At 63.4% G+C, this 21,137-nt stretch carries 22 protein-coding genes; 17 read left to right on the forward strand and 5 right to left on the reverse strand.

The window, feature by feature from the left end; all coding sequences use genetic code 11:
- Positions 1 to 8 precede the first annotated feature (8 nt).
- The 10 genes from gcl to KCX59_RS18960 all read left to right on the forward strand — a co-directional run bounded on the left by gcl (position 9) and on the right by KCX59_RS18960 (position 10,643).
- The gene (gene gcl, locus KCX59_RS18915) at positions 9 to 1,784 is read left to right on the forward strand and encodes a glyoxylate carboligase (protein ID WP_179017676.1); all 1,776 of its coding nucleotides are present in this window, start codon (positions 9 to 11) and stop codon (positions 1,782 to 1,784) included.
- A 28-nt stretch (positions 1,785 to 1,812) separates the two neighbouring features.
- Entirely contained in the window at positions 1,813 to 2,982 is a 1,170-nt protein-coding gene (locus tag KCX59_RS18920) for a glycerate kinase (protein WP_179017677.1), read from the forward strand.
- The gene (gene allB / locus KCX59_RS18925; protein WP_179017678.1) at positions 2,975 to 4,324 is read left to right on the forward strand and encodes an allantoinase AllB; all 1,350 of its coding nucleotides are present in this window, start codon (positions 2,975 to 2,977) and stop codon (positions 4,322 to 4,324) included. The genes KCX59_RS18920 and allB overlap by 8 nt, the downstream gene beginning before the upstream one ends.
- A 10-nt stretch (positions 4,325 to 4,334) precedes the next feature.
- A complete protein-coding gene (locus KCX59_RS18930) occupies positions 4,335 to 5,075 on the forward strand; it encodes a winged helix-turn-helix domain-containing protein (protein ID WP_179017679.1) in 741 nt (246 codons plus the stop codon).
- A 98-nt stretch (positions 5,076 to 5,173) separates the two neighbouring features.
- Positions 5,174 to 5,641, forward strand: a complete 468-nt coding sequence (bcp, locus tag KCX59_RS18935) for a thioredoxin-dependent thiol peroxidase (RefSeq protein WP_091470169.1) — start codon at positions 5,174 to 5,176, stop codon at positions 5,639 to 5,641.
- Between the two features lie 146 nt (positions 5,642 to 5,787).
- Positions 5,788 to 6,906, forward strand: a complete 1,119-nt coding sequence (locus KCX59_RS18940; RefSeq protein ID WP_179017680.1) for a PP2C family protein-serine/threonine phosphatase — start codon at positions 5,788 to 5,790, stop codon at positions 6,904 to 6,906.
- 19 nt (positions 6,907 to 6,925) lie between these two features.
- The gene (locus KCX59_RS18945) at positions 6,926 to 8,902 is read left to right on the forward strand and encodes a glycosyltransferase family 2 protein (RefSeq protein WP_179017681.1); all 1,977 of its coding nucleotides are present in this window, start codon (positions 6,926 to 6,928) and stop codon (positions 8,900 to 8,902) included.
- Positions 8,892 to 9,224: an STAS domain-containing protein gene (locus tag KCX59_RS18950; RefSeq protein WP_091470163.1), complete on the forward strand. Its 333-nt coding sequence runs from the start codon at positions 8,892 to 8,894 to the stop codon at positions 9,222 to 9,224. Before KCX59_RS18945 ends, KCX59_RS18950 begins: the two co-directional genes overlap by 11 nt.
- Entirely contained in the window at positions 9,217 to 9,636 is a 420-nt protein-coding gene (locus KCX59_RS18955; RefSeq protein WP_179017682.1) for an ATP-binding protein, read from the forward strand. The genes KCX59_RS18950 and KCX59_RS18955 overlap by 8 nt, the downstream gene beginning before the upstream one ends.
- Positions 9,637 to 10,235: 599 nt before the next feature.
- Positions 10,236 to 10,643 (forward strand): hypothetical protein, encoded by a 408-nt coding sequence (locus tag KCX59_RS18960; protein WP_434122531.1) that lies wholly within the window; start codon positions 10,236 to 10,238, stop codon positions 10,641 to 10,643.
- Positions 10,644 to 10,804: 161 nt separating this feature from the next.
- On the opposite strand, the gene KCX59_RS18965 is transcribed toward KCX59_RS18960, so the two are convergent.
- Both KCX59_RS18965 and KCX59_RS18970 read right to left on the reverse strand, forming a co-directional pair.
- Positions 10,805 to 11,899, reverse strand: coding sequence for a pyridoxal-phosphate-dependent aminotransferase family protein (locus KCX59_RS18965; RefSeq protein WP_179017684.1), 1,095 nt, complete (start codon positions 11,897 to 11,899; stop codon positions 10,805 to 10,807).
- A gap of 26 nt (positions 11,900 to 11,925) precedes the next feature.
- On the reverse strand, positions 11,926 to 13,167 hold the full coding sequence (locus KCX59_RS18970; RefSeq protein ID WP_179017685.1) for an MFS transporter: 1,242 nt from the start codon (positions 13,165 to 13,167) through the stop codon (positions 11,926 to 11,928).
- Between the two features lie 63 nt (positions 13,168 to 13,230).
- Between KCX59_RS18970 and KCX59_RS18975 the strand changes: the two genes are divergently transcribed.
- The 7 genes from KCX59_RS18975 to purM all read left to right on the forward strand — a co-directional run bounded on the left by KCX59_RS18975 (position 13,231) and on the right by purM (position 18,943).
- Complete coding sequence (locus tag KCX59_RS18975) at positions 13,231 to 13,692, forward strand: winged helix-turn-helix transcriptional regulator (RefSeq protein ID WP_179017686.1); 462 nt, start codon at positions 13,231 to 13,233, stop codon at positions 13,690 to 13,692.
- Between the two features lie 81 nt (positions 13,693 to 13,773).
- On the forward strand, positions 13,774 to 14,604 hold the full coding sequence (locus KCX59_RS18980) for a phosphatase PAP2 family protein (RefSeq protein ID WP_179017687.1): 831 nt from the start codon (positions 13,774 to 13,776) through the stop codon (positions 14,602 to 14,604).
- Between the two features lie 155 nt (positions 14,605 to 14,759).
- Entirely contained in the window at positions 14,760 to 15,269 is a 510-nt protein-coding gene (gene uraD / locus KCX59_RS18985) for a 2-oxo-4-hydroxy-4-carboxy-5-ureidoimidazoline decarboxylase (RefSeq protein ID WP_178998023.1), read from the forward strand.
- Positions 15,266 to 15,607: a hydroxyisourate hydrolase gene (gene uraH, locus KCX59_RS18990; RefSeq protein WP_017199951.1), complete on the forward strand. Its 342-nt coding sequence runs from the start codon at positions 15,266 to 15,268 to the stop codon at positions 15,605 to 15,607. Before uraD ends, uraH begins: the two co-directional genes overlap by 4 nt.
- Positions 15,608 to 15,697: 90 nt before the next feature.
- A complete protein-coding gene (locus KCX59_RS18995; RefSeq protein ID WP_014922809.1) occupies positions 15,698 to 16,030 on the forward strand; it encodes a hypothetical protein in 333 nt (110 codons plus the stop codon).
- Positions 16,031 to 16,166: 136 nt separating this feature from the next.
- On the forward strand, positions 16,167 to 17,798 hold the full coding sequence (gene purF, locus KCX59_RS19000) for an amidophosphoribosyltransferase (RefSeq protein WP_091470142.1): 1,632 nt from the start codon (positions 16,167 to 16,169) through the stop codon (positions 17,796 to 17,798).
- Complete coding sequence (gene purM, locus KCX59_RS19005; RefSeq protein ID WP_179017688.1) at positions 17,795 to 18,943, forward strand: phosphoribosylformylglycinamidine cyclo-ligase; 1,149 nt, start codon at positions 17,795 to 17,797, stop codon at positions 18,941 to 18,943. Before purF ends, purM begins: the two co-directional genes overlap by 4 nt.
- 76 nt (positions 18,944 to 19,019) lie before the next feature.
- Here the strand turns inward: purM and KCX59_RS19010 are convergent, their stop codons facing one another.
- The 3 genes from KCX59_RS19010 to KCX59_RS19020 form a co-directional block, all read right to left on the reverse strand.
- Positions 19,020 to 19,790: a VOC family protein gene (locus tag KCX59_RS19010; protein ID WP_179017689.1), complete on the reverse strand. Its 771-nt coding sequence runs from the start codon at positions 19,788 to 19,790 to the stop codon at positions 19,020 to 19,022.
- Entirely contained in the window at positions 19,787 to 20,569 is a 783-nt protein-coding gene (locus KCX59_RS19015) for a VOC family protein (RefSeq protein ID WP_179017690.1), read from the reverse strand. Before KCX59_RS19015 ends, KCX59_RS19010 begins: the two co-directional genes overlap by 4 nt.
- Before the next feature lie 181 nt (positions 20,570 to 20,750).
- Complete coding sequence (locus KCX59_RS19020; protein ID WP_011776148.1) at positions 20,751 to 20,975, reverse strand: DUF3073 domain-containing protein; 225 nt, start codon at positions 20,973 to 20,975, stop codon at positions 20,751 to 20,753.
- Positions 20,976 to 21,137 lie beyond the last annotated feature (162 nt).

The following is a 21,137-nucleotide window of genomic DNA, read 5'->3' on the forward strand; positions in this document are numbered from 1 at the left end:
AGTACACCATGGCAAAGATGCGCACCGTTGATGCGGCCGTAGCCATCCTGGAAAAGGAAGGCGCAACCGAAGCTTTCGGTCTGCCCGGCGCAGCGATCAACCCCTTCTACTCAGCAATGCGTGCCCACGGCGGCATCCGCCACACGCTGGCCCGCCACGTTGAAGGCGCCAGCCACATGGCTGACGGCTACAGCCGCGCAGCTGATGGCAACATCGGCATCTGCATCGGCACGTCGGGCCCCGCTGGCACGGACATGATCACCGGCCTGTACGCAGCCCAGGCTGATTCCATCCCCATGCTCTGCATCACCGGCCAGGCACCCGTTGCCAAGCTGCACAAGGAAGACTTCCAGGCTGTGGACATCGAGTCCATCGCCAAGCCGTTGACCAAGTTCGCCATGACCATTCTGGAACCGGGCCAGGTTCCCGGCGCGTTCCAGAAGGCTTTCCAGCTGATGCGCTCGGGTCGCCCGGGCCCGGTTCTGCTGGACCTGCCCATCGACGTTCAGATGGCCGAGATCGAATTCGACATCGACGCCTACGAGCCCCTGCCGGTGGAGAAGCCCAAGGCTTCCCGCAAGCAGCTGGAGAAGGCACTGGATCTGCTGACCGCCGCCAAGCACCCGCTGATCGTTGCCGGTGGCGGCATCATCAACGCCGGCGCTTCGGCCCAGCTGGTTGAACTGGCCGAGATCCTGAACGTTCCGGTTATCCCCACGCTGATGGGTTGGGGCACCATCCCGGACGACCACCAGCTGATGGCCGGCATGGTTGGCCTCCAGACCTCGCACCGCTACGGCAACGAGACGTTCCTGCAGAGCGACTTCGTGATCGGCATCGGCAACCGTTGGGCCAACCGCCACACCGGCGGCCTGGACACCTACACGGCAGGCCGAAAGTTCGTTCACATCGACATCGAGCCGACGCAGATCGGTCGCGTTTTCTCGCCGGACTTGGGCATTGCGTCCGACGCCGGTGCGGCGCTGGACGGTCTGTTGGAGCTGGCACGCGAACGCCAGGCTGCAAACGAACTGCCGGACTACTCGGGTTGGGTTGCCGAGTGCCAGGAGCGCAAGGGCTCCCTGCACCGCAAGACCAACTTCGACAACGTGCCCATCAAGCCGCAGCGCGTGTACCAGGAGATGAACAAGGCCTTCGGCCGCGACACCACCTACGTGTCCACCATTGGCTTGTCGCAGATCGCCGGCGCGCAGATGCTGCACGTGTTCGGTGCCCGCAAGTGGATCAACGCAGGCCAGGCTGGCCCGCTGGGCTGGACCGCTCCCGCTGCATTGGGCGTTGTTCGTGGAACCCCGGATGCCACCGTTGTTGCCCTGTCCGGTGACTACGACTTCCAGTTCATGATCGAGGAACTGGCCGTGGGCGCGCAGTTCAACCTGCCCTACATCCACGTCGTGGTGAACAACTCCTACCTGGGCCTGATCCGTCAGAGCCAGCGCGGTTTCAACATGGAGCAGAACGTTTCTCTGGCCTTCGAGAACATCAATTCCCCGGAGACCAACGGCTACGGCGTTGACCACATCAAGGTTGCCGAGGGCTTGGGCTGCAAGGCCATCCGCGTTGAGGACCCGAACGATCTGCCGGCCGCTTTCGACAAGGCCAAGGCTCTGATGGGCGAGTTCAAGGTTCCCGTGGTTGTTGAAGTGATCCTGGAGAAGATCACCAACATCTCCATGGGCGTTGAGATCAACGGCGTGAACGAGTTCGAAGAGTTGGCAGAAACCGCGGCGGACGCTCCCACCGCGATCCTGACCAAAGCGTAAGTAACAGTAAAAGAAGGGAGGCACCGGAATGCGTGTTGTCATCGCCCCGGACAAATTCAAGGGCTCGCTGTCCGCGCCCGACGTCGCCAAGCACCTGGCAACAGGCTTGCTCGCGGGGTTCGGTTCGAAGGGTTTTGAAGCAACACGCATCCCGGTGGCCGACGGCGGCGAAGGAACCATCGACGCCGCCATCGGCTCCGGCTTCACCCGCCGAACCACCACCGTCACTGGCCCGCTCGGCGAGCCAGTGAAGGCCGACTTCGCACTGCGGGACCAGGAAGCTGTCATCGAAATGGCGGCAGCTTCCGGTCTCGCCCTCCTCCCGGACGGCCCCACGTCCCAGACCGCCAAAACCGCAACCAGCATCGGCACGGGTGAACTCATCCGCGCCGCGTTGGACCTCGGCTGCCGCAAGATCATCCTGGGTGTGGGCGGCAGCGCCAACACCGACGCCGGCGCTGGAGTCCTGCAGGGCCTCGGCGCCGTGTTCCTGGACAAGAACGGCAACGAACTCCCCGGCAGCGGCGCGGCCCTCGCGGAAATAGACAGCATCGACTTCTCCAACTTCGACGTCCGCGTCGAGGCCACAGAGTTCGTGTTGGCGTCCGACGTCGACAATCCCCTTTTGGGGGCAAGCGGAGCCCCAGCCATCTTCGGTCCGCAGAAGGGCGCGACGCCGGACGACGTCGCCGAACTGGACGCCGCTGCAAGCCACTTCGTGGACGTGCTCGCAGCAGCAACCGGGCAGCACGCCAAGTTTGCGGCCAAAGCCGAAGGCGCCGGAGCGGCAGGCGGCGTTGGCTACATAGCCATAGCGGCACTGAAGGCAGAGCGCCGGCCGGGTATCGACGTCGTGCTTGAATTCACTGAACTCGAGCACAGGCTCAAGGGCGCCGATCTGGTGATCACCGGAGAAGGCAGCCTGGACGAGCAAAGCCTGCTCGGCAAGACCCCCATGGGCGTCTCGCGGGCGGCACAACGGAACGGGGTTCCCGTGATCGCAGTGTGCGGGCGGAGTACCCTGAGCCGTGAACAACTCACGGATGCCGGCTTCCACACGGTCCACGCACTGACCGATCTGGAAAAAGATGTCCAAAAATGTATCGCTGAAGCAGGTCCGTTGCTTGAACAATTAGGTAAGCACATAGGCGTGTACCTGGCGGAACGGACCGAAAACAAGGAGTACCTCAATGTCTGAAGCAATCGGCGCCTATGACCTCGTTATCCGGGGCCAGCGCATCCTGACCACCGCCGGACTCGCAGCCCGCGAAGTTGGCATCCGCGACGGCATCATCGTCGCCATCGAACCCCTGGGCAACGGCCTGACGGGCAACGAGGTCATCGAACTCGCAGACGACGAAACCCTCATCCCCGGCCTGGTGGACACCCACGTCCACGTCAACGAGCCCGGCCGCACCGAGTGGGAAGGCTTCGCCTCCGCCACCCGCGCCGCAGCTGCCGGTGGCGTGACCACCATCATCGACATGCCGCTGAACAGCATCCCGCCCACCACCACCGTGGACGGCCTGGAGCAGAAGCGCGTGGTCGCCAAGGACCAAGCGTTCGTGGACGTCGGATTCTGGGGCGGTGCCATCCCGGGCAACAAGGCCGACCTCCGCCCGTTGCACGACGAAGGCGTCTTCGGCTTCAAGTGCTTCCTCCTGCACTCCGGCGTGGACGAGTTCCCGCACCTCGATGCTGACGAGATGGAAGAGGACATGGCTGAGCTCAAGTCCTTCGACTCCCTTATGATCGTGCACGCCGAGGACTCCCACGCTATTGACCGCGCCCCGCACCCCGGCGGCGACCACTACGAAACCTTCCTCGCTTCCCGCCCCCGCGGTGCCGAGAACAAGGCCATCGCCGAGGTCATCGAGCGCGCCCGCTGGACCGGCGCCCGCGCCCACATCCTGCACCTCTCCTCCTCGGATGCGCTGCCCATGATCGCCTCAGCAAAGCGCGACGGCGTCAACCTCACCGTTGAGACGTGCCCGCACTACCTGACCCTCATGGCCGAAGAAATCCCCGACGGCGCCACGGCCTACAAGTGCTGCCCGCCCATCCGCGAGGCTTCCAACCGCGAGCTCCTCTGGAAGGGCCTGCAGGACGGCACCATCGACTGCATCGTCTCGGACCACTCCCCCTCCACGCTGGATTTGAAGGACCTGGAAAACGGCGACTTCGCCGTGGCCTGGGGCGGCGTTTCCTCGCTGCAGCTGGGCCTGTCGCTGATCTGGACCGAAGCCCGCCACCGCGGCATCCCGCTGGAGCAGGTCGTGTCTTGGATGGCCGAGAAGCCCGCCGCCTTGGCCCGCCTGCACAACAAGGGCCAGCTCGCCCTGGGCTACGACGCCGACTTCTCCATCTTCGCCCCGGACGAAGCCTTCGTTGTGGACGTCACCAAGCTCAAGCACAAGAACCCGATCACGCCGTACGACGGCCGTCCGCTGGCCGGCGTCGTCCGCAAGACCTACCTGCGCGGCACCCCGATCGACGGCCAGAACCCCGGCGGCAAGCTGCTCCGCCGCGGCAACGTTTAGGTCAACCGCCATGGCAGTCAATGCCTACGGGCCACCGCCGTCGCGAGGATCCGCAGCCCGCGGGTCTTCCGCGCGCCGGAACGGCCTGACAGCGCACGGGCTGGCCCTCTGGGTCAACCCGGCCGAGGGCGACGAGATCGATCCTGAAGTCTGGGAACGGGCAGCACGCCTTGTGCTGGCCCGCGCCATGAAACTTGCCCCGGAGGCGGAAGTCCGCATCTGGCCCGCCACCGGGGCAGAGCACTCCGGCGTCGGCGACACTTCCTGGGGCGGCACTCCGCAGGAAGCCGCCGACGCCGGTACCAACGGTTCGCTGTCGCTCGCCGAAGCCCTCGCGGAGGCGCGTTCGGTGACCCGCGCGGAAGAGGCGGAGCGCGAAGCAGAGGGCGACAGCACCGCCGTCGAGCCCGTAACGTTGGCGAGCCGACGCAGCCAACTTGCGGTGGACCTCGCCGCTGAAGTAGTGCTGCTGGACGGCGAGCCGGTTTCCTTTACTGGCATGGAATATAAGCTGCTGCGCTACCTCGTGGTCAACTGCTCACGGGCCATCAGTCGTGAAGAATTGCAACGTTTTCTGGAGTCATTTGACCTCCCCGGCGCGGCATTTCGGTCGATCGACGTTTATGTTGGAAGGGTGCGGCGGAAGCTAGGCTCCGCCCGACACACCGTCGCCACCGTCCGTGGTGGCGGCTACCAGTTCGTGCCAGGGCCCTATGCCACAGTGCGCGGACCTGCGGAATACAGCATCTAAGTTCGCTGTTGTTAAAGATCAACGCCCCCGCAATTTGCATGACCGCTGTTGTTTGAAATGAAGGCCGGCTGTTTGCCGGTGAAACGTAAAGGATCGCCATGACCCAGAAACTCCTCGTCGGAACGCAAGCACCTGATTTCGCGCTTCTCGACGCCGACGGCACCAAGGTCTCGCTGTCCGATTACCGCGGACGCAACGTCATTGTGTACTTCTACCCGAAGGCAGCCACCCCCGGCTGCACCACCGAGGCTTGCGACTTCCGCGACAACCTCGCCAGCCTGCAGGGCAAGGGCTACGACGTCATCGGGATCTCCCCGGACGGCCCTGAGGACCTCGCTAAGTTCACAGGTGAATTCGCCCTGACCTTCCCGCTGCTCTCCGACGAAAACCACTCCGTGGCACTCGCTTACGGCGCTTGGGGCGAGAAGCTGGTCGACGGCGAAATCGTCGAAGGCCTGGTCCGCTCCACCGTTGTCCTCGACGGCGAAGGCACCGTGAAGCTCACCCAGTACCAGGTTTCCGCGCAGGGCCACGTCCAGGCGCTCAAGGAAGAGCTGGGCGTCTAACCCTCTCTCACATCCCGAGTGCTTGAGGGAAACCCTCTCGCACATAACTGCACAAATCGTGTAACGCCCGCCCACTTTTGTGAGCGGGCGTTTCATGTGTCGTGACTAAACGTGACAAATACCCAGCAGCATTAGTTAATGGAGCCATGGTCTCCTCCCCACCCGTGCGCCACGCTGTCGTCGTCGAAGATGACGCTGACATCCGCGGCCTTCTCGTCCTCATTTTGGAGCAGCTCTATTTCGTGGTGACGGAAGCACCCGACGGTCTCTCCGGCGTCGAAGCTGTCCGCAGAACCAACGCCGAACTGGTGACGCTGGACATCAATCTTCCGGACATCGATGGCATGGAAGTCTGCCGTCGCCTCCGCGAATTCTCCGACGCCTACATCCTGATGCTCACCGCCCGGGCCGACGAGATTGACCGGCTCAACGGGCTGGACACCGGCGCGGACGATTACATCAACAAACCCTTCAGCCCCAAGGAACTCCAGGCGCGCATCCGTGCCCTGTTCCGCCGCGCCCGCACGCCTGCCGCACCCGCCGAGGACACCGGCCAGAGCGACGAACTCGCCCGGGCAGCAGTGGTGCAGCAGAGCCTCCTGCCGCGCGAAACGGTCCGCCTCAGCGGTTACGACGTCGCTGGCGCCTTCCGCCCTTCGCGCAGCGTTGGTGGGGACTTCTATGACTGGTACCAGACCCGTGACGGCATGCACTTCACGTTCGCGGACGCCATGGGCAAGGGCATGGGTGCCGCGCTGATCGCAGCAACGGTCCGCGCCGTGATGCGGTCCGTGGCGGACACCCCGGCCATAGACGCTGCGTTCGGCTCGGCCAGCGCCACCATTGCCTCTGACCTGGACCAGTCCGAGTCCTTCGTCACCATGTTCCACGCGCGGCTGGACAGCGCCTCGGGCACGCTCAGCTATATCGATGCCGGCCATGGGCTTGCGCTGCATGTTCCCGCTGAGGGGGCGGCGCGGCGGCTGGTCTCCGCCGGACCGCCCGTCGGGATCCTGGATGACCAACTGTGGCCCGCGTCGGAGCTCGACCTGGAACCGGGCGATTCCCTGGTGATCGTCAGCGACGGCGTTCTCGACGCCCACAATTCCTTGGAGGACTTCCAGCGGAACGTGGAGAAGGTGGCACGGAGCGGAGCAACTGCAGACGATGTGTGCGCCGCCCTGCTCGAGTTGGCACCGGCGGCGACCGCCGAAGATGACGTGACCGCCGTCGTCGTACGCCGAAAACCAAACGCAGGACTGTAGACCGCAAAAGGGGGGATTTGTGACACGTTTCTGGACTCGGCTGATCGTTGTGCTGACGGTCATTCTGGGCGTCAACTACGTGGCGTGGCGGTGGATGGCGTCGCTGAACTGGGACGCGTGGTGGATCGCCGTCCCGCTGGTGATCGCCGAGACGTACAGCCTGATCGACGTCATGTTGTTCGGCCTGACCGTGTGGAACATCAAATTCCGGAAACCGCCACCCTCTGCCCCGGAGACGGCCACTGTGGACGTCTTCATCACCACGTACAACGAGCCCTTGGATCTGGTGATGACCACGGCTTTGGCGGCCAAGGACATCCGCTGGCCGCACAGTACCTGGATCCTCGACGACGGCGACCGGCCCGAAATGCGCGAACTCGCCGAGTCCAACGGGATTGGCTACGTCACCCGCGGCGCCGATTGGACGCCGGACATGCCGCGGCACGCCAAGGCCGGCAACCTGAACAACGCACTCATGGTCACCTCGGGCGAGTACCTGTTGATTCTCGACGCCGACCAGATCCCCGAGCCTGACATCCTGGACAAGACGCTGGGCTACTTCAACGACGACAAAGTGGCGCTCGTCCAGACTCCGCAGTACTTCACCAACGTCCCTGCCGACGACCCCCTCGGCAGCCAGGCGCCCCTGTTCTACGGCCCCATCCAGCAGGGCAAGGACGGCTGGAATGCGGCGTTCTTCTGCGGGTCCAACGCGGTCCTCCGCCGGGAAGCCCTCATGCAGCTGGGCCTGGTGGGCTACGTCAAAGCCACCGAGAAGAGTGTCCGGCGAGCCCTCGCCGCTTCGCGTACCGCCATTAAGAAGGCACGCCGATCCCCCGAGGCCGAGAACCCGCTGGTTGAGCAGATGCTGAACGAGGTGGAGGCCGCTACGGAATCCGCGCAGAAGGAACTCGAAGCCGGGGCATCCCTCAGCGAAATCACGTACCGGGTTCGCCGCCAAGTGGACGATGCCGTTCGCACCCTCGTGGCCGCCGACTTCTCAGCACTGCAATCGGACCTCGAGGAGATCGCAGCCATGGAACTCGCCCACGTCGGCGAGTCGGGCGTGACCACCGTGGCGACTGACGCCGTCGACCGTATGTCCGGACGCGACTGGTCCCCGCTGGGTGCGCTCGAGTCGGTTCACGCTGTCCTGGACGCCATCTCGGTGGAACGCGCCGACGAGGCCCAGCCAATCATGCCGCTGGCCACCATCTCCGTCACAGAGGACATGGCCACCGCGATGCGCCTGCACGGCCTGGGTTGGAAGAGCGTTTACCACCACGAAATCCTCGCCAATGGGCTGGCCCCTGAGGACGTCAAGACCATGCTGACCCAGCGCCTCCGCTGGGCCCAAGGCACCATGCAGGTCCTCCTCCGCGAGAACCCCCTGGTCCAACGCCGGCTCACGTGGGGCCAGCGACTCATGTACTTCTCCACCATGTGGACGTACCTGAGCGGCTTCGCTGCCGTGGTCTATTTCGCGGCGCCCATCATCTACCTGACGCTCGGCATCCTGCCGGTCAACAGCATCAGTTTCGACTTCTTCATCCGCTTCATTCCATTCATGGTGGTGAATCAACTGCTGTTCCTGGTGGCCGGACATGGGATTCCCACCTGGCGCGGACAGCAGTACAGCCTCGCGCTGTTCCCCACCTGGATCAAGGCCTGCACGACGGCGGCCCGCAACGTTTGGTTCGGCCGTCCCCTCGGGTTCGCGGTCACCCCCAAAGCCCGGCAAAGCGGCGGGCCCAGTTGGAGCCTGATCCGGCCGCAGATCATCGTGGCGGTGCTGCTGGCGGTGGCGCTGGTTGTTGGCCTTATCCGGCTGCTCGCCGGAATGTCCGAGCCCCTTGGCACACTGGTGAACGTGGCATGGGTTGCGTTCGATCTGGTGGTCCTGAGCGTGCTGGTCAAAGCAGTTTTGTACAAGGGTTTCGTGCCCGAAGTTGTCGGGCCAGAGCGCCCCGAGGAGAGGAATGCAGATGCAGTTTAGCTATGAGGTCAACGACTCCTACGCGGAGGTGAAGAGCGTGGGCCGGCTGAACATGGTGGCAGCGCCCAAGCTACGGGAAGTAGTGGCCGAGGTTGTGGCCGCCGGCTCAAGCCGGGTGGTGGTGAATCTGGCAGAAACCGACTTCATGGATTCCTCCGGGCTCGGCGCACTCATCGGCTGCCTCAAGGCTGCGCGTCAGGCAGGCGGTGATCTCCGGATCGCAGGCGTGCAGCCGCAGGTCAAAATGGTCCTGGAACTGACCAACATGGACAGGGTACTCACGGCGTACCCCACCGCAGAAGCTGCATTCGGCGATGACTGAGGTCATCGCCCACCGGGGCTTTCACGGGCCGTCCAACGAGGAAGCCATCGAGGCCATCCACAATGAGTTGGACGCCCTGTGGGACGACGCCTCCTTCGTGCCCGACATGGACCGGATGACCTTCGCTACGGCCGTCATCGAGGCTGCGGCGAACATCGTGCAGCATGCGCTTCCCGTGGCGGAGAAGCCTGTGGAGATCGACGTCGACATCAGCGTCCGACCCTCCCGGCTGATTGCACGGGTCAGTGCGTTCAACGCCCGTGAGCCATTTGCGAATGACATGCAGGCCAATATGCCGGATGAGGATGCGGAGTCCGGGCGCGGGCTCGCGCTCATCGAGGCGCTGGTGACCACTGTGACCTTCGAGCGCCAAGACGGCACCAACACGTGGATCCTGACCCGCAACACCTGATCCTCTCTCACATCCCGCGCCCTTCAACGCCACGCTCTCTCACCTCCCGCGCGCTTCAACGCCACGCTCTCTCACCTCCCGCGCCCTTCAACGCCACGCTCTCTCACCACCCGCGCCCTTCAACGCCACGCTCTCTCACCACCCGCGCCCTTCAACGCCACGCTCTCTCACCTCCCGCGCGCTTCAGGCGCAATGCTCTATCACCTCCCGCGCGCTTGAGCGCAACGCTCTCTCACCTCCCGCGCCCTTCAGGCGCGATGCTCTCTCACCTCCCGCGCCCTTCAGGCGCGATGCTCTCTCACCTCCCGCGCGCTTCAGGCGCAATGCTCTATCACCTCCCGCGCGCTTGAGCGCAACGGGTTGTTCTGCCCATCGCCGCGCGACAACTCTGCGTGAAAGCATTCGGTGAGATCCGCCGTCGAGCGCTAAACGAAACTGGGGACTAGATGAATTGCCGCACGCTTCGAACATCAGCACGCCCCTTCGCGCTGGCCGCTGCCCTTGTCGTGGGATCTGTTGGGATTGCCGGCTGCAGCGTCCCCGGCGAAACCAAACGGGAACCCAGCAAGGCACCTCCCATTACTTCCGAACCTGCTCCTGTGGCTGAAAGCATCGCCAAGTACGACGCTCTGACCGCGGAACTTGTTGCCGCCCTGGAAGAGAAGATGCCCGGCATCACCTGGGCCGTGGACGATACGGCAGACATGAGCCCAGCCCAAGACGGCAGATGCATGCTCTATCTGCAAAGCATGCAAAGCAGCGCGGACATCGTGGAACCGTCCAAGAACTTTGAGGATCTCTTCGCTGCGGCCGATCCCGTCCTGGAGAAGCACGGATTTCCTGCCTTCAACGGCATCGATCCCGTTCCCGGCGGGTGGGTGGTAACACGCAGCACAGATGCTGTTGGCGCCACGTTGAGCATCCGATCAAAGTTCCCGGCCTACCTCGAACTCACAGTCCCGGTTAAGTCCGAGAGCTGCGACCCGAAAGAAATCCCGGCCAGCTGACCCAAACCCGCGGGACATGAGAGAGCAACCCACCCAAACCCGAGGGACATGAGAGAGCAACCCACCCAAACCCGAGGGACATGAGAGAGCGACCCACCCAAACCCGCGGGACATGAGAGAGCGACCCGCCCAAACCAGCGGGACATGAGAGAGCAACAGGGCTAGGCTTTCGCGATTGCCTCTTTCAGAGCTCCGAGAACCAGCGTGACAGAAGCGCCGTTGGCGTTCGGGCCCATCATGCCGATGCGCCATACAGTGTCCGCGAACTCCCCGACGCCCGAGCCGATTTCCATGCTGAAGTTCTCCAGAAGGTAAGCGCGGACGGCAGCCGAGTTGACGCCGTCGGGCACTTTCACGGTGGTGAGGCTCGGCAACCGGGCGCCTTCGGCAGCGAACAATTCGAGCCCCATCTCCTGAAGCCCGGCCTGCAAAGCCGCCCCGGCGGCACGGTGCCGGGCCTGCACATTCTCAAGGCCCTCAGCAAGGATGCGGTCCAAGGCGGCTTCGAGTCCGGCGATCATGGTGACCGGCGCTGTGTGGTGGTACGTCCGGGCACCGCTGGCGGCGCCGACATACCCGCCCAGGAGCCCGATGTCGAGGTACCAGGAGCGCGGATCTTTGACGCGGCGCTCAAAGGCACGGTCGGACACCGTGAAGGGCGAAAGTCCTGGCGGCACACCAAGGCATTTCTGCGTTCCGGCGTATCCGACGTCGATCCCCCAGTCGTCCGCTCGGAGCTCCAGTCCGCCAATGGACGTCACGGCGTCAGTGATCAGCAGGGCGTCTCCATTACCGGCACCCAGCGCGGCGATGTCCGAGAGCACGCCGACGGAAGTCTCAGCGTGGACGGCGGCGATCACCTTGGGCTTCGGGTGCGCGGACAGAACGCGCTCGGCATCTACGGGCTGGCCCCACTCGTGATCGACGCGGACCACCGTGGCCCCGCAACGCCGGGCGACTTCACACATGCGCGCCCCGAAGAGTCCGTTGACAGCGATGACAGCCACGTCGCCGTCGGACACGGTGTTCACGAAAGCCGCTTCCATCCCGCCGGAACCTGTGGCACTCAACGGGAGTGTGCGCGCATTGGAGGTACCCCAAACAGTCCGGAGACCTTCGCAGGTATGGTCGAGTCGCTCGATGAACACAGGATCAAGGTGGCCGAGCACGGGATAGGCCAAGGCAGCCATGGCTTCGGGGTAGCAATTGCTCGGGCCGGGACCGAACAGGAACCTGGACGTCAGAATGTGCGGCATGTGCGAACTCCTTCAGCTGGTTGAGGTCATTCTGCCCCAGCGGGCTGTGAGGAGCGAACCAAACGCACCCCAGCACCCTGCAGCCGAGCCCGGTCAACGCCCCAGATCACCAAAGCGCCCAGCGCGAAGACTGCCCCCAGAAGGCTGGCACCGGTCCAACCCCAGGCATCGAAGACCGGCGCAACGGCTGCTGCTCCCACGGCACTTCCCACCGAGTAGAACACCATGTAGCTGCCAATGATGCTGCTGGCCGACTCTTCGGCGCCCGCCACGATCATGGTCTGACTGGTCACGTGGACGGCCTGCACCGCGGCGTCCAGCACCACAATGCCGGCGATGAACCAGAGCAGCGACCAGCTCCCCAAGGACAACGCGAGCCACGAGCCCAAGAGCGCCACCAGGCTCAAACCCGTGACCCGTTGGCCCCATCCCCTGTCCGCAGCGGCACCGGCCTTGGATGCGGCCAGTATCCCTACAAGACCGGCAAGCCCAGAGAGCCCGATCACCCCTGGCGGAAGGTTCCAGGCGGGGCCGCTGAGCAGAAGCGACATGCCGCTCCACAGCACCCCAAAAGACGCGAACAGCAGCATGGTGATAAGCGCACGGGTACGGAAAACGGGAATGCGCCGCGTCAGGACCACCACTGATGAAACGGCCTGCCAATAACGCACCTCGCCCCTTGATGTCTGTTCCCGTGGCATGGCGCGGAGGACTGCCACCGACAGGACAACAGCAGCAACTGCGGCAAAGATGTAAACCGACCTCCAACCCCAGAGGTCCGTCATGCCACCGGCCACGGTCCGCGCAAGGATGAGGCCACTCACGACGCCGGCGGTGACAGTTCCGATGTCTCCGCCCCTTTTGTCCGGGGTACTGGAGGCTGCGGTGTACGCGACGATGGCCTGTACAACGGATGAGGCCAACCCCAGTATCCCGAACGCAAGCAGCAAGGCAGCTTGGGATGAAGCCAGGGTCACGCCACAGGCACCCACAGCACTCGCTGCCACCTGAACGGTGATGAGTATGCGGCGGTCCACCAAGTCTCCCAATGGCACCAGGAGAACCAGCCCCACAAGATACCCGGCTTGTGATGATGCCACGACCCATCCGATGCTCGCCGCGGGGATACTCAGGTCGAAACCGATGCGCTCCAAGAGGGGCTGGCCGTAGTAGATGTTCGACACCATGAACCCGGCCACGACGGCGAGCAGCAGCAAGAGGCCACGACTGAGTCCCTGTGTGGTTTTCGACAGCTGATCACTGCTCATTTTTCCGGCCTCACACTTTCGGTTTCAATATGCAACCATTCGAGCCTATGGCAGAATGGTTTCATGTTGCAACCAAGTGATATCGAGTGGACTGACCCCGAATGTCCGGTGGCAAGGGCAGCGGACCTCGTGGGCGACAAATGGACCCTGCTGATCATTCGGGACTCATTGGACGGCAAGCGGCGGTTCTCAGAATTTGAGAGGTCGCTGGGGGTGGCGAAAAACATCCTCTCGGACCGCCTTAGCCTCCTCGTGGACAGGGGCGTCCTGACCCGTATCCCGAATGACCGCGGGACGCGGAGTGAATATGAGCTAACGAGCGCTGGACGAGACCTCTTTACGTTGATCCTCAGCCTCCGGCAATGGGGCGAACGCAACGCCTTCAACGACGGCGAAGCCCACTCCGCCCTCGTGGACCCGGCGACGGGTGAGCCGGTCCCGCAGCTCCACCCACTCCGGGAAGACGGCGCGGAACTTACACCGGAACAAACACTGCTGGTCAAGGTTGGCGAATCGCTGCCGTAAAGCCGCGCTCTCAGGACCCGCCAAGTCCAAACTGCTAAGGTTACTCACCAATACTGAGGCCGCCACGGATAGGGGACGAGAGTGACGACTGAAGGAAAACAGGCGCCAGAGCAAGGCGTCAGCGGCGAGGTAAGCCAAGACCGATTCGTCGCCGGGCAGGACCTGACGCGCTGGAAATCCCCTGCCGGCCGGGCGCTGGCAGGCGGCGCTGAAAAAGTCACGTCCCTGCTCGGCCCTTATGCAGCGCTGATTATCACGCTTATCGCAGGACTTGGCATCGCCCTGTCACTGGCCCTTGTGTTCGGCGAGGTCTACGAGTCGGTGACGGAAGCCGACGGCGTGGCCGGACTGGATGATCCCGTGCTAGCAGCAGCCAAGACGGTGCGCTCCCCCGCCTTGGACATGGCCACCACGGCCTATACCAATATTGGCGGCACCGTCGGCATGCCCATCATTGCCGTGGGCATCATGATTTTCCTGGCCACCAAACGGCGATCATGGACACCTGTCATCCTGATGCTCGCAGCCGGACTGGGATCGCTGATCATCACCCTGCTCGGCAAGCCGATCTTCGGCCGTACCCGTCCGGATATCGCAGATGCAATCCCGCCCTACGAGCACTCGGCATCTTTCCCCAGCGGTCACTCGCTCAACTCACTAGTGATCGCCGGAATCGTGGCCTACTTGATTATCCTCAGGCTCAAGACGGCAAAGGCCAGGGTCATCACGGTACTCGTGGCTTTAGTGTTTGCTTTCACCATGGGTCTAAGCCGGGTCTATCTAGGTCACCATTGGCTGACGGACGTCCTGGCGGCATGGGCCATCGGCATCGCTTGGCTGGCGTTGGTAATTACCGCCCACCGCCTCTACCTTACGGTCCGAACACGCCGTCACAGGGCGATAGTCTCTTGACACCAGCCCGTTCACTCGGCTTAATTGAATTACGTATGCTGAAATAACAGTTCCATGATGCGGAAGCTTGAAGCACGGGCTTCCTCCTGTACCAGCAGGAGTTCCGCATAGCCCACACCATGGATGCCAGCATTTTGCATGAGGATGACACAAGCATGGAGCTTGCAGTATTCAACAGTGTTGACCGTGACGAGGCCATCAGGACTCTCACCCCCTGCCTGGACATCAGCCGCTGGGTGGAAGCAATCGTCGACGCGCGCCCTTACGCCGGCGTCGACGAGCTGCTGGGGCAAGCCCAGCGCGCCGCCGAGCCGTTTACCGCGGCCGAGGTGGAGTCCGCCATGGCACACCACCCACGGATTGGCGAACGTCCCAAGGCCCAGACCACCGAGGCGGCCATGTCGCGTTCGGAGCAGGCAGGTGTGGATCCCGGCGACAACCAGACAACAGCGGCACTCGCCGAGGGAAACCGGGCCTACGAAGAAAAATTCGGCAGGGTCTTCCTGATCCGCGCTGCAGGCCGCAGCGCGCAGGAAATGCTGGGTGCCCTTCAGGAGCGCCTCACCCACACCCCCGAAGAAGAAGACACAATCGTGGCCGGCCAGCTGCGGGAGATCGCACTGCTGCGCCTCTCCGGACTGATCAGCGAAGGAGTCAACGCATGAGCGTTTCACAAGTAACAACCCACATCCTGGACACCGGTTCCGGCCGCCCGGCGGCGGGTGTCGCCGTCGTACTTTACGTCCGGGAAGGTGACGACTGGACCTTGGTGGCGAAGGGCGAAACTGACGCCGATGGCCGCATCAAGACCCTTGGTCCGGAACGGATTCCAGGTGGTGCTTACCGCCTGAACTTCGCGACCGGCGCCTACTATGAGGGCCTCGGCACGGAGACTTTCTTCCCGGAAGTCGACCTGAACTTCACAGTTTCGGACGCCGGCGAGCACTACCATGTGCCGCTCCTGCTGAGCCCGTTCGCCTTCTCGACCTACCGCGGCAGCTAGCCACCCCACCGAGTTCACAGATAAACCCCATGTTCTTCGGAAACATGGGGTTTATCTGTCACTTGGGCGGAGAAAGGTACGCTTGAAGGCATGGCTTCAGAGGACACCACCCCCAACTCCGCCCGCCGCGAGATCACGGTTCGCCGGGCACCCAAGTTCGTACCCTTCATGATTCTGGGAGCCGTGGTTGGTGCAATCGTGGCTGCAATCATCGCCTACGGCCGCCAGGCCGACCCCGCTTTTGATGCCGGCACGGTGTTCGGATTCTTCCTCATCGTCTGCGCAGGCGGCGGCGTCATCCTGTTCTCCATCCTCGCCCTGATCCTGGACCGCCTCAGCGTCAAGCGCACCCAGCGCGCCGTGGTGGAGCCCGTTCCGGACTCGGTTCCGGATGAAGGACCAGAGAACGACGACGTCCGCTAAGTCAGGCGCCCGGCCCGCCTCTTCACAGGGGTCCCGAATGTGAGACACACCGCATTTTCGCGGGAACACGCCAGTTCAAGGGGTCACATAGGCAGCGGGGGAACGTACCACGGCCACAACATGAGACAATCGACCAGTGGCACGTGGCGACGGAAAACTTTCTCATGATCTTCTCCCCGGCGAAAAAGGCCCCCAGGACGCTTGTGGCGTCTTTGGGGTTTGGGCTCCCGGTGAAGAAGTAGCAAAACTCACCTATTACGGGCTGTATGCGCTGCAGCACCGCGGACAAGAATCGGCTGGTATTGCTACCAGTGACGGCAAGCGCATCAATGTCTATAAGGACATGGGCCTTGTGTCCCAGGTCTTCGATGAGACAACCCTGAACACCCTTACCGGGCACCTGGCCGTTGGCCACTGCCGGTACTCCACCACCGGTGCAAGCCACTGGGCCAATGCGCAGCCAACCCTGGGTGCGACAGCAACCGGCACGGTTGCCTTGGCTCACAACGGCAACCTGACCAACACCGCTGAGCTTCGGGAAATGATCCTTGAGCGCAACGATGGCCAGCTGACCGGTGAAATGAAGCAGGGCAACACCTCGGACACCGCACTGGTGACCGCTCTCCTCGAGGGCGAAGAGGGCAAGACCCTGGAGCAGACTGCCCTGGAGCTGCTGCCCAAGATCAAGGGCGGCTTCTGCTTCGTCTTCATGGATGAGGGAACCCTCTACGCAGCCCGCGATACCTATGGCATCCGTCCGCTGTGCCTGGGCCGTTTGGAGCGCGGCTGGGTTGTCGCTTCCGAGCAGGCCGGCCTGGCTACTGTTGGCGCGAGCTTCATCCGCGAGATCGAGCCCGGCGAGTTCATTGCCATTGATGAGGACGGCGTCCGTTCGCAGCGCTTCGCCGAGGCAACCCCCGCCGGCTGTGTCTTCGAATACGTCTACCTCGCCCGCCCGGATGCTGCCATCGCCGGCCGCTCCGTGTACGAGGCCCGCGTGGAAATGGGTCGCCAGCTGGCCCGCGAAAACACGCATGAGGCGGACCTTGTTATCCCGGTGCCCGAGTCCGGCACACCCGCCGCTGTGGGCTACGCAGAACAGTCCGGCATTCCGTTTGCGCACGGCTTCGTCAAGAACGCCTACGTGGGCCGCACGTTCATCCAGCCGTCGCAGACCCTGCGCCAGCTGGGTATCCGTCTCAAGCTCAACGCCCTGGAATCCGTGATCCGTGGCAAGCGCATTGTTGTGGTGGATGACTCGATCGTCCGCGGCAACACCCAGCGGGCCATCGTTCGGATGCTCCGCGAAGCCGGCGCCGCCGCAGTGCACGTCAAAATTTCCTCTCCCCCGGTTCAGTGGCCCTGCTTCTACGGCATCGACTTCGCGTCCCGCGCGGAACTCATCGCCAACGGCGCCACCATCGAGGAGATCTCCCAGGCAATCGGCGCTGACTCGCTGGCCTACATCTCCGAAGACGGCATGATCGGCGCTACCCAGCAGCCGCGCGAACGCCTCTGCACGGCCTGCTTCACCGGCAAGTACCCCATCGAGCTGCCGCACGCGGACAAGTTGGGCAAGAACCTGCTGGAGCGCACCGACCTTGGCGGCCTGCCTGCTGCAGACGAGGCCGCTTCGGTGGACGATTCCGAGGACCCTGCCGAGAAGCCAGGTGCCACGGGTTGCGATCCCGGACCCGACGCCGAATTCGAAAACCTGCTTACCGACGCTGATCGTTTGACCGACGCCGACAAGAAAGAGTCTGTATGAGCTCCGCAACACCCGCCGCTGAGAATAACTCCGGTATCACCTACGCCTCTGCGGGTGTCGACGTTGAAGCGGGCGACCGCGCAGTCGAACTCATGAAGGGCGCCATCAAGGCGACGCACAACTCTTCGGTGATTGGCGGCGTCGGCGGTTTCGCTGGCCTCTACGACGTCTCCCGGCTGCTGACCTACAAGAAGCCGCTGCTGGCAACGTCCACTGACGGTGTTGGCACCAAGGTTGCCATTGCGCAGGCCATGGACATCCACGACACCATCGGTTTTGACCTGGTGGGCATGGTGGTGGACGACATCGTTGTGGTGGGTGCTGAGCCGCTCTACATGACCGACTACATCGCTTGCGGCAAGGTTGTCCCGGAGCGCATCGCGGACATCGTCCGCGGTATCGCTGCTGCGTGTTCCGTGGCCGGCACCGCCCTGGTGGGTGGCGAAACCGCTGAGCACCCGGGTCTCCTGGGTGAGCACGAGTACGACGTCGCAGGTGCCGCAACAGGCATCGTCGAGGCAGACGCCCTGCTCGGCCCGGACCGCGTCCGCGCTGGCGACGTGGTCATCGGCATGGCTTCCTCCGGCCTGCACTCCAACGGCTACTCCCTGGTCCGCCGCGTCATCAACCACGCCGGCTGGGCCCTGGACCGCCAGGTCTCCGAACTCGGCCGCACGCTGGGCGAAGAACTCCTGGAGCCCACCCGCGTCTACGCAGCTGACTGCCTTGACCTCGCCCGCACCTTCCCGGTCACGGGCAGTGCTGCAGTGCACGGTTTCAGCCACGTCACCGGTGGCGGCCTGGCTGCCAACCTGGCCCGTGTCCTCCCGCAGGGCCTCGTAGCCACGGTGGACCGCAACACCTGGGAATTGCCTGCGATCTTCAAGCTGGTCTCCGAGCTCGGCAACGTTCCGCTGGCGGACCTGGAGCGCACGCTGAACCTCGGTGTGGGCATGGTTGCCATTGTTTCCTCCGAAGCGGCCGATGCTGCAGTGGCCCGCCTCAACGACCGCGGCCTGCCGTCCTGGGTCATGGGTACCGTTTCAGCCGACAGCGACTCGATCGACAAGACCGGTCCGGACTACGTCCAGGGCGCCAAGGGCGTCGACGGCGGCGCTGTCCGTTTGGTGAACGCCTACGCCTAAGCGCGTTATCGCTTCATAAAGAGAGCGGCCGGGCAGTCATGGACTGCCCGGCCGCTCTTTTCTGCTGCTGCCCCTCCTAGACCTGTACCAGGCTTAGGACACCACCCTGCGGGTCCTGAATGGTGGCAAGTGACCCCGTTTCGGGTTTAGCCTCCGGTTCAACGAGGAGCTCTCCACCGGCTGCGGCTGCTGCTTCCGCTGCTTTTCGCAGATCCGCTACGCCGAAGTAGATCTGCCAGCCGGCCTCGTCACCTTCATCGGCAGGAACTATGCCAGCCACTTCGTCGCCCTTGACCATCAGCGTGCTGTAGCTGCCGCCGTCGTCCTGGGGATATTCGGTGACCTCATGCCCGAAAAGCTGCTGGAAGAACGCGACGGCGGCTTGCGGCTCGGGCGTCAGCAATTCCGCCCAGGCCAGCGCCCCGGGCTCGTTGAACAAGTGACTTCCCACATGGGTGCCGGCCTGCCAGATGCCCGTGGTGCCGCCGCCCGGAGGCTCGATGAACGCCAAGACCCCGGTGTCGGCCACAGCCTCTGGGCCGAACTGGAGTTTCCCTCCCGCGTGGACCGCGTCCTCCGCGATTTCCTCGGTGTCGGTGGCCGAAATGTAGATGTTCCACTGGCCACGCGTTCCGGCGGCCTCCTGCATGGAGTTCTGCGGGGCGATCACAGCCACCAACTGATCCTTGACGAAGGCCTGCGCATAACTGCGGCCGTCCGGCGTAGGCAGGTCCTTGAAAGTCCAGCCGAAGACCTGTCCATAGAAAGTCTTGGCTGCCGCGACGTCCCGTGTCTGAAGGTCGGCCCAGCACGGCTCTCCACTGGCATAGTGCTTTCGTGATGTCATGCTGCCAAGCCTGTCATGATGCTGAACGCTGCTCCCGCTGGATCCATGAGAACGGCCATTCGCCCAACTCCCGACACATCAAAAGCCGGTGCAATGATATGGCTGCCCAGCTCAACGGCCTGCTTCACCGTGTCATCGATGTCCACCACGTTGAAGTACGTCATCCAGAACGGTGACAGGCCTTCAATAGGCAACTTAAGGGCACCCGCGATTCGCTTTCCATCCACCAGCAGGCTCGTGTACTCCTGCAGGTCGCCGGCCGGCGCAGTCTCGCTGGTGCAACCTGTCACAGCCTCGTAGAACGCCACGGCCTTGTGGACGTCATCTGTCTGCAGTTCATTCCAAATCATGGTCCCAGGCTCGTTGACCAAGCCCGAACCGGGATGGTTACCGGCTTCCCAGAAGCCGATCTGAGCACCCGTCGGATCTGTGGCGAAGAACATACGTCCGCTGCCGTTGGGAACCGAATCTGGAGGGAAAAGCAGGGTTCCGCCAGCGCCTTCCACGCGCCGGGCGGCCTCGTCAGCGGAATCAACGGCAAGATAGTTCGCCCAATAGGAAGGCATTCCCTCCGGGGCATCGGGCAGTTGCTGCATCATTCCGGCGACGTAGCGGCCTTTGAGCTTGGCCATGTAATAGGTCATGCCATTTCCGGCATCCATGGCATCCAACCCCCACCCGAAGAGGTCGCTGTAAAACTTCTTGGAAACTTCTATGTCGGTGGAGGACAGGTCCACCCAACACGGTGTTCCCTGCTGATAACTCTCGACCTCCGGCATGGATTTCCCTTTCGATGCGCCCGAACTCAAGCCTACGCAAAAAAGAGCCCCCAGGGTACGCCAAAGAATGGCGTGGCCTGGAGGCCCTTTTCAAAAGATATACGGCATTCGGAAATGCTCGATGACCTTGTACGACGGCGGTCCGCAACTCAGTGCCATAAGCACCTGTTGGTTGCGACAGCTATCCGATCCGACGGGTGTCTACCTCGTCGTCGTCATCTTCCGCGTACTTGTCCTCGTAGGCCGAATAGTCCGGCTCCGGGGGATCGTCGGGGAAGTGGCTCTTGACACGACTGGACGGACCCGTGAGCTCCCGCTCAAGTGCCGAATAGTCAGTGTTCGGGGAATAGTACTTAATATCCCGAGCCTGCTTGGTAGCTTTTGCCTTTTGACGGCCGCGCCCCATGGCGTGACCCCCTTTTGTACTTGGACCGGAGGTGGTCACCTTGGCTATCGGTGAGGCCCCGGAATGTTTGGTCAATTTGTCGTATGTCTAGATTACATGCTTTCGGGGGTGCCTGCGCGCCACCACGGCCCCGCGTCCGGGCCGACTACGGTTGAAACCACG

Source organism: Paenarthrobacter nitroguajacolicus, from assembly GCF_051027655.1.
GTDB lineage: Bacteria > Actinomycetota > Actinomycetes > Actinomycetales > Micrococcaceae > Arthrobacter > Arthrobacter nitroguajacolicus.